The sequence below is a fragment of the Eubacterium sp. BIOML-A2 genome, from assembly GCF_009680135.1.
GTDB lineage: Bacteria > Bacillota > Clostridia > Lachnospirales > Lachnospiraceae > Faecalicatena > Faecalicatena contortus_B.
The window spans coordinates 1-20,423 of record NZ_WKZK01000021.1; the positions used below are offsets into that span (position 1 = coordinate 1).

The 20,423-nt window shown below is 45.2% G+C and carries 21 protein-coding genes; 14 read left to right on the forward strand and 7 right to left on the reverse strand.

All coding sequences use genetic code 11. The features are described from left to right. Positions 1–173: 173 nt before the first annotated feature. Together GKG43_RS09390 and GKG43_RS09395 are read left to right on the forward strand one after the other, a co-directional pair. The gene (locus GKG43_RS09390) at positions 174–914 is read left to right on the forward strand and encodes a M23 family metallopeptidase (RefSeq protein ID WP_055154428.1); all 741 of its coding nucleotides are present in this window, start codon (positions 174–176) and stop codon (positions 912–914) included. Positions 915–1,616: 702 nt separating this feature from the next. Further along, positions 1,617–1,859: a GIY-YIG nuclease family protein gene (locus GKG43_RS09395; protein ID WP_055154427.1), complete on the forward strand. Its 243-nt coding sequence runs from the start codon at positions 1,617–1,619 to the stop codon at positions 1,857–1,859. Positions 1,860–2,005: 146 nt separating this feature from the next. Here the strand turns inward: GKG43_RS09395 and GKG43_RS09400 are convergent, their stop codons facing one another. Genes GKG43_RS09400 through GKG43_RS09410 form a run of 3 tightly spaced genes read right to left on the reverse strand, consistent with a single transcriptional unit; the run spans position 2,006 to position 5,439 of the window. Beyond that, positions 2,006–3,001: an asparaginase gene (locus GKG43_RS09400; RefSeq protein ID WP_055154426.1), complete on the reverse strand. Its 996-nt coding sequence runs from the start codon at positions 2,999–3,001 to the stop codon at positions 2,006–2,008. 39 nt (positions 3,002–3,040) lie between these two features. Then, positions 3,041–4,441 carry an alanine/glycine:cation symporter family protein gene (locus tag GKG43_RS09405; protein WP_055154425.1) on the reverse strand — a complete coding sequence of 467 codons (1,401 nt, stop codon included), beginning with the start codon at positions 4,439–4,441 and terminating at the stop codon, positions 3,041–3,043. Positions 4,442–4,500: 59 nt separating this feature from the next. Beyond that, positions 4,501–5,439, reverse strand: a complete 939-nt coding sequence (locus GKG43_RS09410; protein WP_055154424.1) for an agmatinase — start codon at positions 5,437–5,439, stop codon at positions 4,501–4,503. 136 nt (positions 5,440–5,575) lie between these two features. Between GKG43_RS09410 and GKG43_RS09415 the strand changes: the two genes are divergently transcribed. Next, the gene (locus GKG43_RS09415; RefSeq protein WP_055154423.1) at positions 5,576–6,019 is read left to right on the forward strand and encodes an Lrp/AsnC family transcriptional regulator; all 444 of its coding nucleotides are present in this window, start codon (positions 5,576–5,578) and stop codon (positions 6,017–6,019) included. A gap of 232 nt (positions 6,020–6,251) precedes the next feature. Here the strand turns inward: GKG43_RS09415 and rbr are convergent, their stop codons facing one another. From rbr to GKG43_RS09430, 3 genes are all read right to left on the reverse strand, one after another. Next, the gene (rbr, locus tag GKG43_RS09420; RefSeq protein WP_050639143.1) at positions 6,252–6,788 is read right to left on the reverse strand and encodes a rubrerythrin; all 537 of its coding nucleotides are present in this window, start codon (positions 6,786–6,788) and stop codon (positions 6,252–6,254) included. 237 nt (positions 6,789–7,025) lie between these two features. Next, complete coding sequence (locus GKG43_RS09425; RefSeq protein ID WP_025653785.1) at positions 7,026–7,568, reverse strand: NADH peroxidase; 543 nt, start codon at positions 7,566–7,568, stop codon at positions 7,026–7,028. Positions 7,569–7,719: 151 nt separating this feature from the next. Then, positions 7,720–8,115 (reverse strand): transcriptional repressor, encoded by a 396-nt coding sequence (locus GKG43_RS09430; protein WP_050639142.1) that lies wholly within the window; start codon positions 8,113–8,115, stop codon positions 7,720–7,722. 402 nt (positions 8,116–8,517) lie between these two features. On the opposite strand from GKG43_RS09430, the gene GKG43_RS09435 reads away from it, so the two are divergent. Together GKG43_RS09435 and GKG43_RS09440 are read left to right on the forward strand one after the other, a co-directional pair. Further along, entirely contained in the window at positions 8,518–9,603 is a 1,086-nt protein-coding gene (locus GKG43_RS09435) for an SH3 domain-containing protein (RefSeq protein ID WP_050639141.1), read from the forward strand. Between the two features lie 538 nt (positions 9,604–10,141). Next, on the forward strand, positions 10,142–10,348 hold the full coding sequence (locus tag GKG43_RS09440; protein ID WP_025653782.1) for a DUF1858 domain-containing protein: 207 nt from the start codon (positions 10,142–10,144) through the stop codon (positions 10,346–10,348). Positions 10,349–10,503: 155 nt separating this feature from the next. On the opposite strand, the gene GKG43_RS09445 is transcribed toward GKG43_RS09440, so the two are convergent. After that, the gene (locus GKG43_RS09445) at positions 10,504–11,226 is read right to left on the reverse strand and encodes an adaptor protein MecA (protein ID WP_050639140.1); all 723 of its coding nucleotides are present in this window, start codon (positions 11,224–11,226) and stop codon (positions 10,504–10,506) included. Positions 11,227–11,811: 585 nt separating this feature from the next. On the opposite strand from GKG43_RS09445, the gene GKG43_RS09450 reads away from it, so the two are divergent. The 9 genes from GKG43_RS09450 to GKG43_RS09490 all read left to right on the forward strand — a co-directional run bounded on the left by GKG43_RS09450 (position 11,812) and on the right by GKG43_RS09490 (position 20,402). Continuing rightward, on the forward strand, positions 11,812–12,039 hold the full coding sequence (locus GKG43_RS09450; RefSeq protein WP_025653779.1) for a hypothetical protein: 228 nt from the start codon (positions 11,812–11,814) through the stop codon (positions 12,037–12,039). Between the two features lie 139 nt (positions 12,040–12,178). After that, a complete protein-coding gene (locus GKG43_RS09455; RefSeq protein ID WP_055154421.1) occupies positions 12,179–14,119 on the forward strand; it encodes a glycosyl hydrolase family 18 protein in 1,941 nt (646 codons plus the stop codon). A 117-nt stretch (positions 14,120–14,236) separates the two neighbouring features. Continuing rightward, positions 14,237–14,935, forward strand: a complete 699-nt coding sequence (locus GKG43_RS09460) for an N-acetylmuramoyl-L-alanine amidase (RefSeq protein ID WP_055154438.1) — start codon at positions 14,237–14,239, stop codon at positions 14,933–14,935. Positions 14,936–14,998: 63 nt separating this feature from the next. Continuing rightward, entirely contained in the window at positions 14,999–16,525 is a 1,527-nt protein-coding gene (locus GKG43_RS09465; protein WP_055154437.1) for an L-threonylcarbamoyladenylate synthase, read from the forward strand. After that, positions 16,525–17,154, forward strand: coding sequence for a uracil phosphoribosyltransferase (upp, locus tag GKG43_RS09470; protein ID WP_055154420.1), 630 nt, complete (start codon positions 16,525–16,527; stop codon positions 17,152–17,154). The genes GKG43_RS09465 and upp overlap by 1 nt, the downstream gene beginning before the upstream one ends. 30 nt (positions 17,155–17,184) lie before the next feature. After that, complete coding sequence (locus GKG43_RS09475; RefSeq protein WP_050639136.1) at positions 17,185–17,673, forward strand: dCMP deaminase family protein; 489 nt, start codon at positions 17,185–17,187, stop codon at positions 17,671–17,673. Between the two features lie 140 nt (positions 17,674–17,813). Then, on the forward strand, positions 17,814–18,026 hold the full coding sequence (locus GKG43_RS09480) for a pro-sigmaK processing inhibitor BofA family protein (RefSeq protein WP_009004566.1): 213 nt from the start codon (positions 17,814–17,816) through the stop codon (positions 18,024–18,026). 238 nt (positions 18,027–18,264) lie between these two features. Further along, positions 18,265–19,194 (forward strand): hypothetical protein, encoded by a 930-nt coding sequence (locus GKG43_RS09485; protein ID WP_055154419.1) that lies wholly within the window; start codon positions 18,265–18,267, stop codon positions 19,192–19,194. A gap of 44 nt (positions 19,195–19,238) precedes the next feature. Then, complete coding sequence (locus GKG43_RS09490; RefSeq protein WP_243143823.1) at positions 19,239–20,402, forward strand: CpaF family protein; 1,164 nt, start codon at positions 19,239–19,241, stop codon at positions 20,400–20,402. Positions 20,403–20,423: the final 21 nt, after the last annotated feature.

Sequence of the window (20,423 nt, forward strand, 5' to 3'; positions counted from 1 at the left end):
GCCGGGGGATGAGCCAGTGGCCGGCAAACGAGATGGCAAAAGAGGGAAAAAGCTGTGAAGAAATTCTGCAAAATTTTTTTGAAGGAACAAATCTGGCAGATGGCGGAGAAATATTTACAAAAATAGAATAAGGCGTCATTTTTCTGGCAAAAATATAGCCAGAGGTGATGAATATGAATAAGAATGAAAAGCCATCTTTATTAAAAGGAAAGGGCGCAGCAGTCGGAATCGTGATCTGCTTTGTTGCTGTCATTGTAATGGTTGGAGCATATACATTCAACAATTATAATAAAAAATTGAACCAGCAGCTGGCTAAAGCCGAGGAACAGACTGAACAGCTAACAAAAGAAAAGAGCGAGGCAACGACAACCAATGATATTGTCCTGCCGGAAGCAGAAGGTAATACATCAACAGAAAATGACACAGAAGAGAATGAAAGCGCACAGGACAATTCCGCAGGAAATGCGGAGACAGCAGGAAATACCGCGCAAGTATATTTCAGCGAGGAGAGCCTGCTCACATGGCCGGCAAGCGGCGCAGTACTGATTAACTACAGTATGGACAAAACGGTATACTTTTCAACATTGGAACAGTATAAGTACAATCCGGCACTGATTATCGGGGGCCAGGTTGGAGAAATGATCGGTGCATCCGCACCGGGCGTTGTTACGAATGTAGAACAGTCCGCCCAGACAGGTACTACAGTTACCCTGGATATGGGAAACGGATACAGCGCAGTATACGGGCAGCTTAAGGAAGTGCCGCTGGAGGTCGGAGATTATGTAGATGCTGGCCAGACAGTCGGATATCTGAGCGAACCAACAAAATATTATAGCGTGGAAGGGCCGAACCTTTATTTCGAGGTGCTCAAAGATGGGGCTCCTGTGAATCCTATGGACTTTATGGAGTCTTAAAGGGACGCCTGCCCGGCGCATGGAGCAGCCACCCGCCGGGAAGATATCTGGTGTTTTCTTGAGCGTGTCTGAAAATTGCTTGTTGCAAGATGTTGTCCCAGTTTGCGGGGTATTTACTGCCAAATACAGGAGGCGTAGTGGGCTACGTTGACTGGATTTGGCAGTAAATAGACCGTGAAGTGGGGCAGCATATTGCGGCAATGAATTTTTAGACACGCTCTAGCGCTGGCGCTTTGTGAAAGAAACACTAACAACAAAACAGGAGAATCTTATGGCTACAGGCGGATTCACTGAGAAAGCTTGATGCTTTCTCAGCTCAGCCGCCTCAAATCTTGATTTTGAAAATCAAGATTTGGCCATAAGATTCTCCTGTTTTGTTGTAAGTGTTTCTAATCACACGCTGGATGCGCAGGAAAACACCAGATGTCTTCCCGGCGGGTGGCTGCTCCATGCGCCGGGCAGGCTGGGTGCATCCGGACGGGAGGCGGGAGAGGCGGATGGGAGACGCGGACAATAAAGATTAAAGACTTTATAGGGGCTGTGGGGATTTGGTTATCTGGTTATAAAAAAACATTTTAGTTATCCACAAAATTTCGGGCTGTGGTGGAAAATTGCTGGAGTTATCCACAGTGGGGGGAGTTTTTTTTGATCAGAATGTGGATATGTGGTATAGTGATAGGTATGGAAAGGTGTGTTTGATGGATGAATTATACATATATTTTGAGGTGCAGGGACGGGAGTTTGTATACGGGGTGGACGAATGACCTGGAGAAACGGGTGAGTGACCATAATGCGGGGAAGGGAGCTAAGTATACGCGGGCACGCAGGCCTGTGGAGCTGGCTTATTTTGAGGCTTTTGAGACGAAGGAGGAGGCTATGCGACGGGAGTATGCTATTAAGCGGCTGCCGCGCAGGAAGAAGCTGGAGCTGCTTGGCGGCAGGTGATGGGGTTGTGGAAATAAGACAATCTGTATTGTGGCGGGGCTTTTGTTGGAAGTTATTGCAACAGTGAAGGCAACTAGGACTTTCCATTGAATTTCATACAGGAAAGCCCTAGTACGGCAGTGCACTAATTATGCATGTTTATTTGCTCAGTTTGATATGTTCGCACTCCAATCTTCTTGTACAGAAGCATAAAATTTTTTTCTTATCTCTTCAGTTTTTGTTGTAGAACTCAGGATATACATCAATTTTGTCCAAACTGCCTCCAATGTCATATCGCATCCCTGCATCACATGGAATTTGTTTGTTATGGCCCTCCCAACGGAATAAACTTCCAAGTCTGTCCCCTCATACATAGACTGGGACGTTACGACCATCTCTATACCATATTCATTCCATTCCTGAAGAAGCGGGATAAACTCCGCGGGAATGCCTGCAACACCGTATCCCTCTATAACCACAGCCTTAAAGGTATCCTTTATAAAAGAAAAATAGGCCGGACGGATTCCAGGGTAAAATTTCAAAATAAAAATTTTATCTTCTACGCACTCTGTAAAATTTACAGGCATACAGGGATCAGCAATTCTTTTATGTTTCACTACCATCCCATCTTCCACTGTGGCAATATCGGGATAATTCACGCTGTAAAAGGCATCATAGCTCTTGCTTTTTATTTTTTTAACATGGTTTCCAAACATGACTTTCCCGTTAAATACAACGTAGACCCCGGGCATCCCACTTTCCGCTGCAAAAATACAGCTGTCGGCCAGATTTTTAACACCGTCCGTTTTCTCATGATCGATGGGATATTGAGAACCTGTCACAACAATAGGCTTTCTGCTATTTTGTATCATATAAGATAATGCAGAAGAAGTAAACGCAAGGGTATCCGTTCCATGTATAATAACAAAACCAATATACTCATCATAATTTTCCCTGATTTCTCGTACGAGCTTTTCCCAGTGATGCGGTTGGATATCCGGGCTGTCAATATTATAAATCTGCATTATTTTAAGTTCGTAGCGCCTTGCTATATCGGGAATATACTGTAGCAGAGCTTTCGCTCCGATTTTTGATGTCAGTCCGCGGCCACTGTCCTGACAAGCAATGGTTCCGCCTGTTGCAATTAATAGCAACTTTTTCATGCACTCACCCTTTCTTTATTTTTGGCTATTTTTCTTATATCATCGCTCCCGGCCCCAACATTCGGCCCCTTCCAGTCCTTTGATTCCTTTTGAACAGAATACAGGATCTTTCCCTTCTTTTTTCTGCCGAATGTAATCATCGGCAACCTTGATGGCTTTTTTACCGAGGAAAATCAGGGAAATCATATTTAAAATAACAATGATCGCACAGAATAAATCTGCGATGTTCCACATCAGATCAACGCCGGTAATTCCTCCCAGAAAAATTGCGGTAACAAAAATGATACGGTAAGTGTTCCTTCCTTTCATGCCCTTCGCCATAAATGCAAGGCAAGATTCGCCGCAATAATAATTTGACATAATGGAAGTAAAGCAGAACATAAAAATGCAAAGCATCAGAACTACTCCTGCCCATTTTCCCAGAGAGGAAGAAAATGCAAGCTGGGAAAGCTCAATTCCTACTCTATCGCTGTACTCATGGACACCTGATATAATAATGACGAATGCGGTCAGTGTACATACAAGAATTGTGTCAATAAATACAGAAAACACTCCGAACAATCCCTGTTTCGCCGGATGGGAAACTTCTGCCGACGCACCCGCAGTCGGTGCATCTCCCTGCCCGGCTCCATTTGAAAATACGCCTCGTTTCAGCCCCTGATAAATCACAGTGCCAATTGCTGCTCCGCCAACTGCCTTAAAATCAAATGCTCTCGAGAAAATCAGTGCAAACATTTCCGGAACTTTCTGAATATTTACGATAAGTACCAGCAATGCAAGTGCAAAGTAAACCAGTGTCATGATAGGAACTCCGCGTTCCGCAACCTTTGCAATACGGCGGACTCCGCCAAATATAACAAGCGCAATAAGTACTGCTACCAAGATCGAAGTCAACAGAGCAGGAATTCCAAGGGCCTGTCCTACGGATAAAGAGATTGTATTTGACTGCAATGCTGCAAGTGCAAATCCCAGGGATACGATCATACTGAACGCATACAAAATTCCAAGCCACCGTTTGCCCAGCCCCTTTTCCATATAGTAGGACGGTCCGCCTCGGTATACCTCACCCTCCTGCACCTTATATACCTGTGCCAGTGTATTTTCCATAAAAGACGTAACCATTCCGAGTATTGCGATCAGCCACATCCAGAACACAGCTCCGGGACCTCCCACTACGATTGCCATTGCCACACCGGCCACGTTTCCGGTCCCGATACAGCCGCCTAAAGTGATACACAACGCTTGAAAACTGGATACACCTTTTTCATCTTTCCCCTCTTTTGCACGGTTTTTTACAAGCCGCAAGGCCTCTGGGAAAAGCCGAATCTGAATAAATTTTGTCCGAATGCCATAAAAAACTCCCAGAAATATAGCTAATACCAAAACCAGATTCCACGCATTGCCACCCAGATCAAGTACCAGGTTATTCAATTTTTCCATATTCCGCATCCTTTCTTTACATGATGATTCCCTCAATAACTATCTGTTTTCTGCCATTTTCACTTTTTCTTGTTTTTCATGATCTGTCCCATCAGATTCAGCATCGTCATAGCCGCTATGCGGGGTGTAATTCCCGCCGGATCATACTGAGGTGCTACTTCCACAAGGTCGAAGCCAACAATTTCTCCCATCCGGCAAATGCCCTCCAGCATTTCTGCGACTTCGTCATAATACAGGCCGCCCGGTGACGGTGATCCTACACCTGGTGCAAGAGAAATATCATACCCATCGATGTCGAGGGAAATGAAATACTTTTCTGCTTTGGGCACTTTTTTTAGTATCTCCTGCGGCCCCAGTTTGTGTACTTCTTTCGCGGGTACCAGAATGCTTCCGTATTCCATAGCAGCTCTAAAATCTGTACATTTACTGGAACCAAGCCCTCTCAATCCTATCTGGATCATCTGCCCAATATGATTCATTTCAGAAAGCCGCCTCATCGGACTTCCATTTCCATAATATAGCGGTCCCACATGGTCTGTCCAATCCAAATGGGCATCTATATGTACGATACAGATCTCACTGTCCAGACATTCCAACGCTCTTCCTATTGGAATCGTGATAGAATGATCGCCTCCCATGACAGCTGGAATCGCTCCTTTTTTCAGTATTTTCCGAACAGATTTTTCTATGCTTTCGAAAGAATACTCGATATCACCATGAAGCACATCAGCGTCTCCGCAATCTACAATCTTAATAGGAGCTGCTAAAAATTGTTCCTGTGTCTCCGGGTCGTAAAAACCCTCGTCGCCTCTGGCATAATGTGTTGATACCTCCCGTATACGCCTGGGCCCAAGTCTTGCCCCTGACAAAAAACCGACTCCCAGATCATAGGGAACTCCAAGTACTGCAATGTCCGCATCCAACTCATCCAGATCCGTACAGACCGGATATTTTGCAAAAGAGCAAATCCCCGTTATTGGCATGTTAATTTTGTCCATATTTTATCTCCTTTTTTTTCTTTTATTATATATTTTTGCCTACTTTTGATATATAATTTAAAAAAGTAAAAAAGCATCTTCCTCTTTAAAAAAATAGGAAAAACAGGAAGAAAACTACGATTTTAAGGAGGCATCAATGGACAGAACGGATTTACAGATTTTAAGTATATTACAGCAGAATGCAAGAACTACGATCAAACAGATTAGCAGTGAAGTGAACCTTTCACCGCCTTCCGTAACAGAAAGAATTCGGCGCCTGGAAGAATCGGGAGCGATCCTGGGTTACCATGCAAAGGTTAATCCACTGAAGCTGTCAAGAAATTTGATGGTATTTATCGGAGTGGATGTCACTCCCGAGCGATATGCTACCTTTTCTTCTTTCTGTAGCTCTTCTTCCTGCATATTGGAGCACTACAGAGTAATCGGAATTTATAATGCAATGCTCCTAGCGGCGCTTCACGATACCTCAGAATTAGAAACATTGATTGATTCTTTGAAAAAATACGGTTCAACCAATAGTTTCATCATTTTGTCAACCGTTTTTGAAGGCAGGACGCCTAAAGAATTGAATCAGAATTAAATAGAAAAAAATGGCTCTGCGCTGTAAGAAAGCGAGAGCCATAGCTGTTTACTCGTTGGAGCAGTCTTTATCTGTATTGTTGAATAGTAAGAGACGTGTTAAGGGAGTCTTTCATGTACCGTCTTGTGAAAAGCTTTGGGTGAAATTCCACTTACTTACTCGACTGAGAGGACGGTTCACCGACTAATGGTTAGGCTCCTACTCGATTTTAGAAGTAAAATAGTATAATATTTTAGTAATTCTCAGCTTTTCTTTCGAAGTAAGCACGTGGATGTGCACATACCGGGCATACTTCCGGAGCTTCGTCGCCCTGGTAGATATAACCGCAGTTTCCGCATTTCCAGCCAAGCGGCGCTTCGTCTTTGAAGGTCTGTCCTGCACGGAAATGGTCGAGAAGTCTCTGATAACGTTTCTCATGTGCAGCTTCTACTTCGGCAACGCCTCTGAATTTGGCTGCCAGTTCTGTGAATCCTTCTTCCTCAGCTTCCTTTGCCATGCGGGCATACATATCTGTCCATTCGAAGTTCTCGCCTGCTGCAGCATCTTCCAGATTGGCCTCTACATCCCCGATTCCGTGGAATTCTTTGAACCACATTTTTGCGTGTTCTTTTTCCTGGTCAGCTGTCTCTAAGAAAATATTGGACATCTGTACATAGCCGGCTTTTCTTGCTGCGGATGCATAGTATGTATATTTGTTGCGTGCCTGTGACTCACCTGAAAATGCTTCCATAAGATTCTTTTCTGTTTTTGTTCCTGCGTACTTTGACATAGTAAATCTCCTTGTTTTTTCTAATATCTATATTATAACATGCTGTTTTTCTGATTCAATGAAATAAAAATAAAAAATGGATAAATATCCCATTCCGGTAAGAGTAAATTACCTGCAGAGGAGAGGTAGTTCCTATGCAGGCATTTACGTTTTACCGCGGAGCTTTAGGGCCCCGTCTGTATAAATTGGGTGCTTATATGAATGTTGGAGTAAAATGTATATCTAACGGGTATGTGATTAACCGAAGTATCTCTTTAACAGGCCTTCGAAAGCTTTTCCGTGACGAGCTTCGTCTCTTGCCATCTCATGAACTGTGTCGTGGATTGCATCCAGGTTCGCAGCTTTTGCACGTTTAGCAAGGTCAAACTTACCAGCTGTAGCGCCGTTCTCTGCGTCAACTCTCATCTCCAGGTTCTTCTTTGTGCTGTCGGTAACAACTTCGCCTAATAACTCAGCAAACTTAGAAGCGTGCTCTGCTTCTTCGTAAGCAGCTTTTTCCCAGTACAGTCCGATCTCCGGATAACCTTCTCTGTGGGCAACTCTTGCCATTGCAAGGTACATACCTACTTCTGAGCATTCTCCCTCGAAGTTTGCTCTTAAATCAGCGATGATGTCTTCGCTGACACCCTGCGCTACGCCTACAACGTGCTCTGCAGCCCATTCTCTTTCACCTGTCTGCTCTTTGAATTTATCAGCCGGTGCTTTACAGATCGGACATTCTGCCGGTGCTGCGTCTCCCTCGTGAACATAACCACATACTGTACATACAAATTTTTTCATAATAAAAATCTCCTTTTCTTTTTAATATTTTATAAGTATAGTTGCTTCCGGAGGTTTTATGCCTGCCGGTAATTTATTTTTAATATAGGAAGCAGATTACACTTCCTATATTAATCACATGTGTATATTCAGGAACTTTCTGTGTTCCTGATTACGGCTTGTGTATGCAGTCTCCACATTTACCGTAGAAAATTGTGGTGCTGGATTCTATCATGCCGTCAAAGTTCTCGGCAGCTGCCTTGTTGACCTCTTCGATATTCTTCATATCCAGGTCCAGATCCAGAACCCTTCTGCAGCTTGTGCAGAAAAAATGATTGTGCGGCATGACATTACCATCAAATCTGTCACCGCCGTCTGGTGTGGGAATCTTGATCGCTTCGCCAATATCAGTTAGCAAATTCAGATTCCGGTATACGGTACCCAGGCTGATGTTGGGGAATTCTTCCTTTACATGCAGGTAGACCGTATCGGCAGTGGGGTGATCCTTCGTCATCATCAGATACCGCTTGATGGATTCACGTTGCCGACTATACTTCAGAGCTGCCAATATAGACCTCCTTTCAATTTATATATTAATAATAGTAATTGTTACTGTGATTAAAATATAATACATTTTCCTAAAAATGTCAACAGTATTTTGTAAATTAATAAAAAAAGTTTTTCAGCAGCGTATAGAAATGATTTCCTGTATCCTAAAAATTCTGTTAAACATTATAATAGAAGGAATAGAGCCGATAAAGTGTTACAAAATAGTTAACGGATATAAAAAAATAATATTGCAAAATAACAGAATTTTAGGACTTATGTCGAAGTGTGTAAATTGAAAATAGGGTAAAAACGGTTGACACAATGCTAAGGGGTTGCTATAATAGCATCGTAACAAATTTAACAATTGTGTAACATTTAGAACTTCCTACAAAAGATAAAGACACTTACAAGGAGGTTTTATATGAAAGCAATACGTATGAAGCAGAAATTGATTCTTTCTGCTTTAGCAGGAGCGATTTTGGTTCCGGGGAGTGCAATCACGGTCCGAGCGGCAGACAATTCTACTGAGAATACGCCGGTCATACCAGTTGCAGGAATCGAATCGGCAGTAAAAGAATGTTACCAGTCAGAGGTCAAAGAAAACATCGACCTGTATCTGGTACCTAATAACGAGGGTGAGTATTTGAATATGGCATTTTCTAATGTGAGTGATTATGCTTACATTAGAAATGCCCCAGATGAAGCAAGTGACTGGGTCGGCAAGCTGTACAGCGATTCGTCGGCAGAAGTACTTGAATATAATGGAGACTGGACAAGGATACGGTCCGGTTCCGTAGAAGGTTATGTACCCGCAGAGTGCCTGTATACAGGCAAAGCAGCCCAGGAAAATGCAGGAAATTACGAACAGCAGCATGCAACGGTAACAGCAGACGTGCTGAACGTAAGAGACGGACAGAGTACGGAGGCCAATATTCTGACGAGGATTCTGGCCGGCCAGCAGTACGAGGTGACCGGCGAAGCAGTAAACGGCTGGTATCCGGTCTATGTCAACGGTACGTCAGGCTGGGTATGCGGCGATTATGTAAGCGTAGAGAAGCAGTACAGCTATGCGGAGTCAAAAGATGAAGAAAACGAACGCATAGCCGCTGAAGAGGCGGCAAAGCAGCAGGAAGTCCAGGAGGCGGCTGCAATGCAGGTTCAGGCGTCAAGTGGACAGGCCGTTATTGATTATGCCTGCCAGTTCATCGGCAACCCCTATGTATGGGGCGGCACGAGCCTGACAGAAGGCGCTGACTGTTCCGGGTTTGTACAATCCGTATATGCACATTTTGGAGTCAGCCTTCCGCGTACGACGTGGGATATGGAGTCCGTCGGAACACCGGTCAGCTTAGAAGAAGCGATCCCGGGAGATATCGTATTATATGACGGGCACGTGGGATTATATATGGGTGACGGCAATATCGTCAATGCAATGAATGAAGCCGACGGCATTGGAATCTGCAGTGCTACCTACACACCGATCATTACAATACGAAGGGTAATATAAAAAGTATTAAATTTAAAGATTTGACAAAAAAAACTACACTTCAAAAAAAACTGCATTTGAAGTGTAGTTTTTTGTTAGACATCTTGACACAGGATATCTAAAAAACGCGAATAATGTGATAAATGTGAAAAGGATGGCATATACAAAATGCACAAAAATGTAAAAACATGTCGAAACTTTGGGAAAGGTAGTTTTCAACTTATCCACACTCAAAACTCAAAAAAACGTGGAAAAATCTAGTTTTTATAAAAGTTATACACATTATCCACATAAAAACATGTGTTTTTGGTGGATTACTTTTATAAAAAAAAGAACGAACGTTTTGTTAAGTTATGATGAATTTAATTTTTTGTCGAAAAAAATCAGCAAAATGATTGACTTTTGAGTAGTCAAAAATTGAAAATAATTGTTCGAACAATTCAGAAAATAGACCGGAAGTGTGTCGGTGTTTTATAAGGATTTTACATTTTAGGCGGTTGATTATTATAAAAATTGGGATTATAATAAAAGGCACTGAATAATAAAGGAGGAAATAGAAATGGGACAGATTTCTAAAAGTACCACAATAGGTGAATTATTAAATATTTACCCGGATGCAGCACCTATTTTAATGGAGATAGGAATGCACTGCCTTGGATGCCCGTCAGCACAGATGGAATCTCTGGAAGAGGCTGCAATGGTACATGGCATTGATTCTGATTTGCTTGTGGAAAAGATTAACGCTTCCATGAAAGCAAACGGTTAATAAAAAAGGGCCATGTGCGGAAGATTCTGCATAAAAAACCCCTGCAGGGATCAATAGAAACCTGCAGGGGCTTTTTTATATAATAGTAAAGTGACAGGCACTTCCTATTATATAAAACCCTCTGGGGGATGTACACGTTGCCCCAGGGCATATAATCAGATTACGGCCAGATTCTGTACTGCATCTGCAGATACCATAATATCGCAGTGCTCTTCCAGAAATGCAAGCGCAGCGCCGGATGCCTTTTCGATCGTACCATATTCGGAAAGCATATTGCATATCTTGTTGAATTCATTATTTGAATGGTCTGATTGAGTCAGCGCAAGTATATAAGATGAATTCTCCGTGTCATGGTACAGCGTATTAGAACCATGGTATACAGGTTCAAGAAGATGGGCAACCTGGATTACCCGGTCCATACTGTCGAAAGAAAACAGGCGAACATTGAAAAGTGCTGGCGCGTCCGGTACGGTCGCCGCATTGCCTGTTTCGGACGCGGCTTCTTTTACCTTATTCAGCAGATTTAGAAATTCTTCCGCCCCTTCCAATTTTTCCAAGGCTTCAGCGGTGCTGGTCATACCAGCCTCGCCAAACGGAGTGAACTTGGAAAATCTCGTGTCTAATTCCTCCGGGTCCTCTACTTTTGTAATGATCAATACGATAGAGTCCGCAGAAGCAGGTATAGCTTCTATCATCAAAGGGATGTCTTCTGCCTCAAAGCCAAAGTCGAAAGACGCCTGCTGCATCATGTCTCTGAATAAAGACTTTGCTTTTTCCGTGCCGTAGGCCAGCTCGCTCAGCTTGAGATGCCTGGCTGCCAGGTCGGCGTGTGTCAGGGTACAGCGAATCTGATTGTCATTCAGTTTTTCGATCTTCATATTATCACATCCTTACGATTGGGATTTTAAAAAAAATATATCTTCTCACTATTAGTATAAACAAAATTAAAAAATATGTAAAGAAAAACTGTAAAGAGTTTATAGAGAGTTTATACTACTTTGGTACCATGCCCGCCGCAGGAACATTCGGACGGCATATTTTCCAGTTATCAACAAATGTGGAAGGCTTATAAACAATAAACACATTGAAATAGCCGGACACGCTCTCTATAATGGCAGTTACAGAAGATAGTATTCCAGGATAAATATATGTCTATACGAAAGGAGGTACAGAATTTCATTCGGATTTTTGAATTCATAAAGGAAATCCTATCTAAATATATTTCCGGACATCTTTACTCATGCATCTTTTCATGATCACAGGAAGGCCGTGGAATATATTTCAGGAAAATCACATGTCCCATTCAGGGACGCAATCATCAGATATTCTTAAAGAGGAGGGAACTGCGGGTTCATACTATCTTCCATGCTGCACCAGTCCGGCGGTACGTCACGAGGCCTTCGGTATGAAAGAAGCAGGCAGCGGCTGTTATTTATCCGAATCCGCAGGGAAAGGAGTGAGCCATGGAAATTGGTGACACAGCTCATTTATACAGAGATTTATACACAGAGCTGGAGAATTATGAAAAGCACGGTGTGAATATGCTCATGGACGGCTGTCAGGCCAGCCCGCTGCAGATTGTGACGGCGCATATGATCCGTGAGGAAGGGTGCTATATGCGGGATTACGTTCTGGATCCCAAAGGATACATAGAATCACTCGCTTTTGTAAATATTAATGGAAGCAATTAGGCAGAGAATCCCCTCATTCTGCCGGACAGCCGGCAATACAGGCTGCCGCGGGCATACGTCTAAAAACTTTGTAAAAAGACAAAATACTAATGACGTATGAAAAAAATATGGTATAATAAGGTCTGATAGGAGGTGCGGCATGGACGAAAGAGAAAGAAGAGCTGAGTATGCCCGAAGGCGCAGCCAGCAGAATGCACAGAGAAGACGCCCAGCCAGCAGTGACCAGAGACCGGGGAGTTCAAGACCAGTGAGTACGGGGCCGAATGGCCAGGGACCAAGGAGAAAGAGCAGCCGGGCAAGGAGAAGAAGACGCAATCTCATCATAAGGATGATTCTTTTAGTTGTTCTGGTTATTATAGCATTAGGCGGATTCGTATTCTGGAAAAAATACGGCTCATCAAAAGAGAAGGCTGATTTGAAACAATATTATGGGATACAGAATAACGATGATCTTGCGGTGGTAGTGGATGACCAGATCATGGGCGCCCTGGATGCAGGAACGCAGGAGAGCAGTTCTGCAGGCGGAAAGTTTTACGATGGCATACCCTATGTGGAGTATTCCGTGGTCCGTAATTATATCAATGAAAGATTTTACTGGGATTCTAATGAGAATATCCTGCTCTATACCCTTCCGAACGGCAGCGTATCTGTAAGCGTCGGCAGCAAAGAGTACACCGATATTAAGGAAAAGAAAAGTGAAGACTATGTAATTCTGAAGACAGAAGGTAAGACTGCATATATTGCACTTGCATTTATACAGCAGTATACCAATATGGAATATAAAGTATATGAGAACCCTGACAGGGCGGTTATCGACTGCAATTGGGGAGAACAAAGCGTATCTGAGCTGAAAAGGGACACTCAGGTCAGATACCAGGGCGGTGTAAAGAGCCCGATTCTGACAGAGGTGAAAAAGTCAGAACAGCTCAGGATACTGGAAGATGAGAATGACTGGATGAAGGTCCGTACCAGCGATGGATTCATTGGTTATGTCAAGACAAGTTCGCTGAAGAAGATCACAAAAGAGACCCGGTCCAGGGAGTTCCAGGAGCCGGATTATACGAATATTTCTACCGGTTATACAATTAATATGGCCTGGCACAATGTGGAGAATGACACGGCGAACAGCTATGTGCTGGAGACAATTGCCAATACCAAGGGTTTGACAACGATTGCACCGACCTGGTTCAACATAAGCGACACGGACGGGAATATCTCGTCTCTGGCTAATTCCGAGTACGTGAACTATGCGCATCAGTCAAATCTCGATGTGTGGGCTGTGCTGAGAGATTTTCATGGAGGTATAAGCTCTTACGATGAGACCTATGCAGTCTTAAGCTATACCTCAAAGAGAGAGAACCTGATCAACCAGGTAATCGGAGCTGCGCTGCAGTCAGGCATTGACGGCATCAATCTGGACTTTGAGCTTATATCCGCTGAATGCGGAGAGCATTACATTCAGTTTGTACGTGAGATGTCCGTTAAATGCAGGCAGAACGGCCTTGTATTTTCCGTGGATAATTATGTCCCCATGCCGTATAACGAGCACTATAACCTGAAGGAACAGGCGGTTATGGCGGATTATATTATTATTATGGGTTATGACGAGCACACGGAGGGATCCTATGAAGCAGGCCCTGTGGCATCTTACAATTATGTGAAGGACGGAATAGAAAACGCACTCAAAGTTGTTCCGAATACAAAACTAGTCAATGCAATTCCATTTTACACAAGGCTGTGGCTGGAGACTCCTAAGACAACGGCAGAACTGGAGGAGGAAGCAGGCACAGAGGCGGCGCAGTATCCGAACAAAGTGACGAGTACGGCCATGGGCATGGACGAGGCAAATCAGACATTACAGTCGGCAGGCGTTCAGGCCGAATGGGATGATAAGACGAAGCAGAATTATGCACAGTGGGATACCGATGGCGGAACTTATAAGATTTGGCTTGAGGACAACCAGTCCATTGAGGAGAAGCTGAAGCTGATCAAGAGCAATAATCTGGCCGGAGTGGCTGAGTGGCGGCTCGGCTGGGAGAATTCAGGTATTTGGGATCTGATCCTGCAATATGTGAACTAGAGCATTTTGCCGATGTACCAGAGTGCGCGTGATGATACGCCGCATTCCAGAAATATGAAAGAAACATCCTTTTTCTGCATATACTTAGGAATAGTATATGAGAAAGGGGATGTTTTTTTGCGCCGTAAAATAGGAATACTGGGACTGATCGTGCTGCTTTTGTGTGCAGTAATAGGGAGTCAGAAGGCAGGAGAATTCCTGTACAAGAATTATATGGGAAGCGAGGGCAAAGCGACTGCGGCAGCGGCTAAAAAGGGTGATAAGCCGTTGATTGTCATAGATGCCGGACACGGCGGTTCTGACCCGGGCAAAGTAGGCGTCAATAAAGCACTGGAAAAGGATATTAACCTGGCGATTGCAGGCAAGGTAAAGACACTTTTGGAGAAACAGGGAGTGAAGGTGATCATGACACGTGAGGACGAAAACGGAATTGCTGATTCAAAAGCAGAAGACATGAAGGAACGGGTGGCGATTATCAACCGGGAAAAGCCGGCTCTTGCGGTCAGTATACATCAAAACAGCTATGAAGGAGAAAGTATACATGGCGCCCAGGTATTCTACTACACGCATTCTAAGGGCGGAGAGAAGGCGGCCGGCATCATGCAGGAGGCCCTCCTGGCTGTTGATCCGGACAATAAAAGACAGGCAAAGGCGAATGATACATATTATATGCTGAAAAAGACCGAGGTGCCTGTCATTATTGTAGAATGCGGTTTTCTGAGTAATTATGAGGAGGCGGAAAAACTGGTGGATGGAGCATACCAGGATGCTCTGGCAGAGGCCGTCTGCGCGGGGATTTTACAATGTCTGGATTAGGACTGCATCTTATTTTGTGAAAGAGAGTTTTTTTTTAGGTTGATTAATGGTATAATGAAGCCTATGAAAACTATAATAAAAAAAGTGGATAAGAATCAGATAGACGAAGACGTGATACAGGAAGCAGGAGAAATACTGAAAAGAGGCGGACTTGTTGCATTTCCCACGGAGACAGTCTATGGACTGGGAGCAAATGCACTGGATGAGGAGGCAGCAAAAAAAACTTATGCAGCAAAAGGGCGTCCGTCAGACAATCCGCTGATCGTGCATATTGCAGATGTGCAGGCACTTGATGAGATCGCGGTGAACATTCCCCCTGTAACAGAGGAACTGGCATTCCATTTCTGGCCGGGGCCTCTGACTATGATTTTTGAAAAAAGCAATATTGTACCAATGGGAACGACCGGCGGCCTTGAGACGGTTGCTGTGCGTATGCCGAGCGACCTGATCGCAAGAGAGCTGATACTTGCAGCAGGAGGGTACGTGTCTGCGCCCAGCGCAAATACGTCCGGCCGTCCGAGTCCCACAACGGCACAGCATGTGGCAGAGGATCTGGACGGTAAGATCGATATGATTTTGGACGGCGGTAGCGTGGATATCGGGCTGGAATCCACCATTCTGGATATGACAGTGACGCCGCCAATGATTCTGCGCCCCGGCGCCATTACGGCAGATATGCTGGAGGAAGTCATCGGTGCGGTCAGCGTAGATGAGACCATACTTGGAAGCGAGAGCACACAGGCGCCCAAAGCTCCGGGAATGAAGTACCGCCATTATGCGCCCAGAGCCAGGCTGATGATCATGGAGGGCACTCTGAGAGAGGAAGTGCTTGCGATCCGGCAGTTGGCCTATGAGGCACACCGCAAAGGGCAAAAGGCCGGGATCATTGCGACCAACGAGACGATGCCCTTTTATACCTATGGACTGGTAAAGAATCTGGGATCACGGGAAAATGAGAAGGCCATTGCAAGGAATCTCTATGCGATTCTCCGGGAATTTGATGAGGAGGATGTCAGCGTAATCTTCAGTGAGTCCTTTGCCGCGCAGGGGATCGGCAAGGCAATCATGAACCGGCTGGAAAAAGCGGCCGGGCATGTGATGCTGCCTGCCGCCGCAATTGTGAAACAGCAGAAATACAGACGCATCGTATTCTTAAGCAATACCGATACAAGCAGAGGCCCCATGGCAGCGGAACTTCTGCGCTGCCAGGATCTGGAACAGGAGTACGCCATAGATTCCAGAGGGCTCATCGTCCTGTTTCCTGAGCCTGCCAATCAGAAAGCCGAGGCAATTATGAAAAGCGGCCAGATGAGCTTGGAAGGCCATTCATCCATTGCTTTCTCTGAGGAGGATCTGCAGGAGGATACGCTGGTTCTGACAATGGATGAGAACCAGAAGTGGAAGGTGGTATCCGAGTATGAGAACATAAAAAATGTCTATACTCTAAATGAGTTCGCAGAGGATGATACAGAAATACCAAATCCTTATGGACAACCATTGACAGCATACGGAGAATGCTACGAAATAATATCGATGTTAATAAAAAAATTAACAAATAAACTTAATACACTTACTAAAGGAGGAGAATGATGTCAGAAGTACACATTATGGATCATCCATTGATTCAGCACAAAATCAGCTATATCCGCAGGGAAGAGGTGGGGACCAAGGAGTTCCGGGAGGTAGTCGGGGAGATTGCCGGCCTGATGTGCTATGAGGCTACGCGTGACCTGAAGCTCCGGGACGTGAAGATTAATACACCTATCTGTGAGACGATCGGTAAGGAACTGACCGGTAAGAAACTTGCCGTGGTGCCGATTCTGCGCGCAGGCCTTGGGATGGTGGACGGGATGCTCTCTCTGATACCCGCTGCAAAAGTAGGACATATCGGGCTTTACCGTGATCCGGAGACTTTTGATCCGGTGGAGTATTACTGTAAGCTTCCGGCGGATTGCGATGAAAGGCAGGTCTTTGTCGTTGATCCGATGCTGGCAACGGGCGGCTCCAGTACGGCAGCGATTCAGATGCTGAAGGACAAAGGAGTGAAAAGAATCCGCTTCATGTGTATTATAGCAGCGCCTGAAGGTGTGGAGAGGATGCAGAAGGAACACCCGGATGTGGATTTGTATATCGGCGCTCTGGATGACCATTTGAATGAGCATAAATATATCGTACCCGGACTGGGGGACGCGGGAGACCGTATTTTCGGAACGAAGTAATAAGTGCAAAAACGAAAGGAGAGGATAGATATGTCTGACAAAAGAAAGGATTATCTTTCCTGGGATGAATACTTTATGGGGGTGGCAATGCTTTCGGGCATGCGTTCCAAAGATCCGAATACGCAGGTAGGATGCTGTATTGTCAGTCAGGATAATAAGATATTGTCCATGGGATACAATGGGTTTCCGATCGGATGTTCAGACGATGAATTTCCTTGGGCAAGAGAAGGGGATGATCCCCTGGAGACAAAGTACGTATATTCTACGCACAGCGAGTTAAATGCCATCCTGAATTACAATGGCGGCAGCCTGGCGGGGGCCAAGCTGTATGTCTCCCTTTTTCCGTGCAATGAATGCGCGAAAGCGATCATTCAGTCCGGGATAAAGGAAGTCATCTATGACTGTGACAAATACGCCGACACTCCCGGTGTGCTGGCATCCAAGCGGATGATGGACGCGGCGGGGGTGCGGTACCATCAATACCATAGGACCAGCCGCGAGGTGAAGATTAAGCTGTAGACAGGCTCCGGAGAATTGTCCCCATGTTATCCCCCGGGTCGTGCAGAACGTATTATTTTACGGACTGCGCGGCGCGGGGGAATATTTTGTCACGGATTTGAATAGGATATCATATATGCTGATCCGGAGGATGTGTGAGTATGGAAGGAAATAAATGGGGGAATATGGTTGTGAACTTTGTGATCCGTGCTATTTTGGGCATGGGGCTGATTTATTTTATTAATCAATATCTGCTCCCTGGGGATAATGCTTTGAATGTGGGGCTGAATGCAGTGTCCTTTTTGACAACCGGAAGCCTTGGTATTCCTGGCGTGTGTCTGCTTTATGGAATTTTGTTCTATCAAAATTTGTGAGGTTTTCACAAAAAGTAATTTATTTGAAAAGAAGTATGGACATTTTAAAAATCTGTGTTTATAATACGATTCACACAGCAGTTGTTCGAGCTGCTGTCTTCATTCAGGCGCCGGATCGTGGTGCCGGATGTATCTTGGGTTGGGACGATGAACTAACCATCATGTAAGAATCATGCTGCATATTCGCAGCGGTATTTTCAAACGTTGTTGTATTAAAAATGAAAAAAGGAGGGACAAGTTGCATCCAAAGAATTTTGTAATATGGGATGCGGAGCAGGAGTACGCAAAGAATCTTATGCAGGCCGTAAGCTCTCACAGGGAGCTGGGGTTTCAGATGCACCTTTTTCAGGACACAGAGCATTTGGAGGCATTTTCACAGCAGAAACAAGTCCACATCCTGCTGCTGGGGGAAGACTGCCCGCCCGAACAGAGGCAGCAGATGAACGCTGACAGGCGTTATGTATTGATTAAGGGGGAAGACAGCGGGCTTCTTCCGGAAGAAAGGGGGATCTTTAAGTATCAATCCGCAGATAGGATCCTCAGCCTTATCCTGGAGGAGGCTTTGGACGGTGAGTTCATGCAGGGGAGATACAAAGGCAGGGGAGAGGGTCAGCTGATTGGTGTTTATTCTCCGGTGCACCGGATCGGAAAGACTAAGTATGCGCTGGAGCTTGGCAGGGAACTCTCCAAAGAAGGGCCGGTTCTGTACCTGAATCTGGAGGAGTATTCCGGGACAAGCTATTACTTTCAGGAGGAAACGGAACATAACCTGACGGATCTTTTGTATTATCTGAGGCAGGATAAGGCGAATATCGGACTGAGAATAAGCGCCATGGCCGGCAGGTCGGGAGCGCTGGATTATATTTCGCCGATGCCGGTTATACAGGATCTGAGGGCGGTTGAAGAGGCAGAGTGGCTCAGACTGTTTGAAGCCATTTTTGATCAGTCCATTTATAAATCTGTGGTCCTGGATCTGGGGGACGGTGTAAACGGTCTGTACCGCATACTGAGGGAATGCCGCACAGTTTATACGCTGTATACGGATGAGCCGGTCTCTTTGGCTAAGCTGAAGCAGTATGTTGAGAACCTGAGGCGGACGGGCTATGAGGATGTGCTGGAACATACCGTACAGAAACGGGTTGGGAGAAAGGCTGGTGAGGAGGCATAGAGCAGTTAGAACAGTTATACGACAGAGTGTTGCAGGAAATGGATATGGGCAGGGAGATGGAGGATGATGAACTGCTGGATCTCATACACTCCGTACTCAACCAGGCGGGAGGAGAAACTTACATACCACTGCAGGAAAAAATTAAGCTGAGCAGAGAACTGTTTCATGCATTCAGAAAGCTGGATATTCTTCAGGATCTGATCGAGGACGATGATATTACGGAGATTATGATCAACGGCACAGATCACATTTTTCTGGAGAAAGGAGGACAGATATTCGAATCGGACAGGCACTTCCTCTCTCCGGAAAAGCTGGAGGATGTCATACAGCAGATTGTATCCGGAACGAACCGGTATGTGAACGAAGCCTCCCCCATTGTTGACGCAAGGCTGGAGGACGGATCCCGTGTGAATGTGGTATTAAAACCTGTGGCATTGAACGGTCCCATCATGACGATCCGGAAGTTTCCGAAGGAAAAGGTAACAATGGAGCAGCTCATTGCGTGGGGCAGCATAAGCAGTGAAGCGGTGGAGTTTCTCAAACTCCTGGTGCGTTCCAGGTACAACATATTTGTCAGCGGAGGAACCGGGGCCGGGAAGACCACATTTCTGAATGCTCTGTCTGATTATATACCAAAAGATGAGCGGTTGATCACCATTGAGGACAATGCAGAGCTGCAGATTCAAGGCGTTCCCAATCTGGTCAGGCTGGAAGCAAGGAACGCCAACCTGGAGGGATCCGGGGCGGTGACCATCCGGGATCTGATCAAGTCGGCGCTGCGGATGCGTCCGGACAGAATCCTGGTCGGAGAGGTCCGGGGGGAGGAAACCGTGGATATGATTTCCTCGGCCATGCTGAATGGGCACAGCGGTTCTATGTCTACCGGCCACGCGAATAATTGTGTGGATATGCTGCACCGTCTGGAGACGATGATGATGATGGGGATTGATATGCCTTTTACCGCAATTCAGCGCCAGGTGGCTTCGGCCCTTGATATTATTATTCACCTGGGACGGCTGAGGGATCGAAGCAGAAAAGTATTGGAGATAGCAGAAGTATTGGGCTATGAAGATGGTGAGGTACAGATAAAGACACTTTTTGCGTATCAGGAGGAGGGATCAGAAGATGGCAAAGTTAAAGGACGGCTTGTGAAAGTGGAAGAGCTTGTCAACCGGGAAAAGCTGCTGGCAGCAGGATATACGCTGTAAGGAATATATACAGGCATTGAT

Bases quoted from the DNA above. Each gene is read 5' to 3' on its own strand.
- GKG43_RS09390 (WP_055154428.1), top strand. From the start codon at position 174: ATGAATAAGAATGAAAAGCCATCTTTATTAAAAGGAAAGGGCGCAGCA.
- GKG43_RS09395 (WP_055154427.1), top strand. From the start codon at position 1,617: ATGAATTATACATATATTTTGAGGTGCAGGGACGGGAGTTTGTATACG.
- GKG43_RS09400 (WP_055154426.1), bottom strand. From the start codon at position 3,001: ATGAAAAAGTTGCTATTAATTGCAACAGGCGGAACCATTGCTTGTCAG.
- GKG43_RS09405 (WP_055154425.1), bottom strand. From the start codon at position 4,441: ATGGAAAAATTGAATAACCTGGTACTTGATCTGGGTGGCAATGCGTGG.
- GKG43_RS09410 (WP_055154424.1), bottom strand. From the start codon at position 5,439: ATGGACAAAATTAACATGCCAATAACGGGGATTTGCTCTTTTGCAAAA.
- GKG43_RS09415 (WP_055154423.1), top strand. From the start codon at position 5,576: ATGGACAGAACGGATTTACAGATTTTAAGTATATTACAGCAGAATGCA.
- rbr (WP_050639143.1), bottom strand. From the start codon at position 6,788: ATGTCAAAGTACGCAGGAACAAAAACAGAAAAGAATCTTATGGAAGCA.
- GKG43_RS09425 (WP_025653785.1), bottom strand. From the start codon at position 7,568: ATGAAAAAATTTGTATGTACAGTATGTGGTTATGTTCACGAGGGAGAC.
- GKG43_RS09435 (WP_050639141.1), top strand. From the start codon at position 8,518: ATGAAAGCAATACGTATGAAGCAGAAATTGATTCTTTCTGCTTTAGCA.
- GKG43_RS09440 (WP_025653782.1), top strand. From the start codon at position 10,142: ATGGGACAGATTTCTAAAAGTACCACAATAGGTGAATTATTAAATATT.
- GKG43_RS09445 (WP_050639140.1), bottom strand. From the start codon at position 11,226: ATGAAGATCGAAAAACTGAATGACAATCAGATTCGCTGTACCCTGACA.
- GKG43_RS09450 (WP_025653779.1), top strand. From the start codon at position 11,812: ATGGAAATTGGTGACACAGCTCATTTATACAGAGATTTATACACAGAG.
- GKG43_RS09455 (WP_055154421.1), top strand. From the start codon at position 12,179: ATGGACGAAAGAGAAAGAAGAGCTGAGTATGCCCGAAGGCGCAGCCAG.
- GKG43_RS09465 (WP_055154437.1), top strand. From the start codon at position 14,999: ATGAAAACTATAATAAAAAAAGTGGATAAGAATCAGATAGACGAAGAC.
- upp (WP_055154420.1), top strand. From the start codon at position 16,525: ATGTCAGAAGTACACATTATGGATCATCCATTGATTCAGCACAAAATC.
- GKG43_RS09475 (WP_050639136.1), top strand. From the start codon at position 17,185: ATGTCTGACAAAAGAAAGGATTATCTTTCCTGGGATGAATACTTTATG.
- GKG43_RS09480 (WP_009004566.1), top strand. From the start codon at position 17,814: ATGGAAGGAAATAAATGGGGGAATATGGTTGTGAACTTTGTGATCCGT.
- GKG43_RS09490 (WP_243143823.1), top strand. From the start codon at position 19,239: ATGGGCAGGGAGATGGAGGATGATGAACTGCTGGATCTCATACACTCC.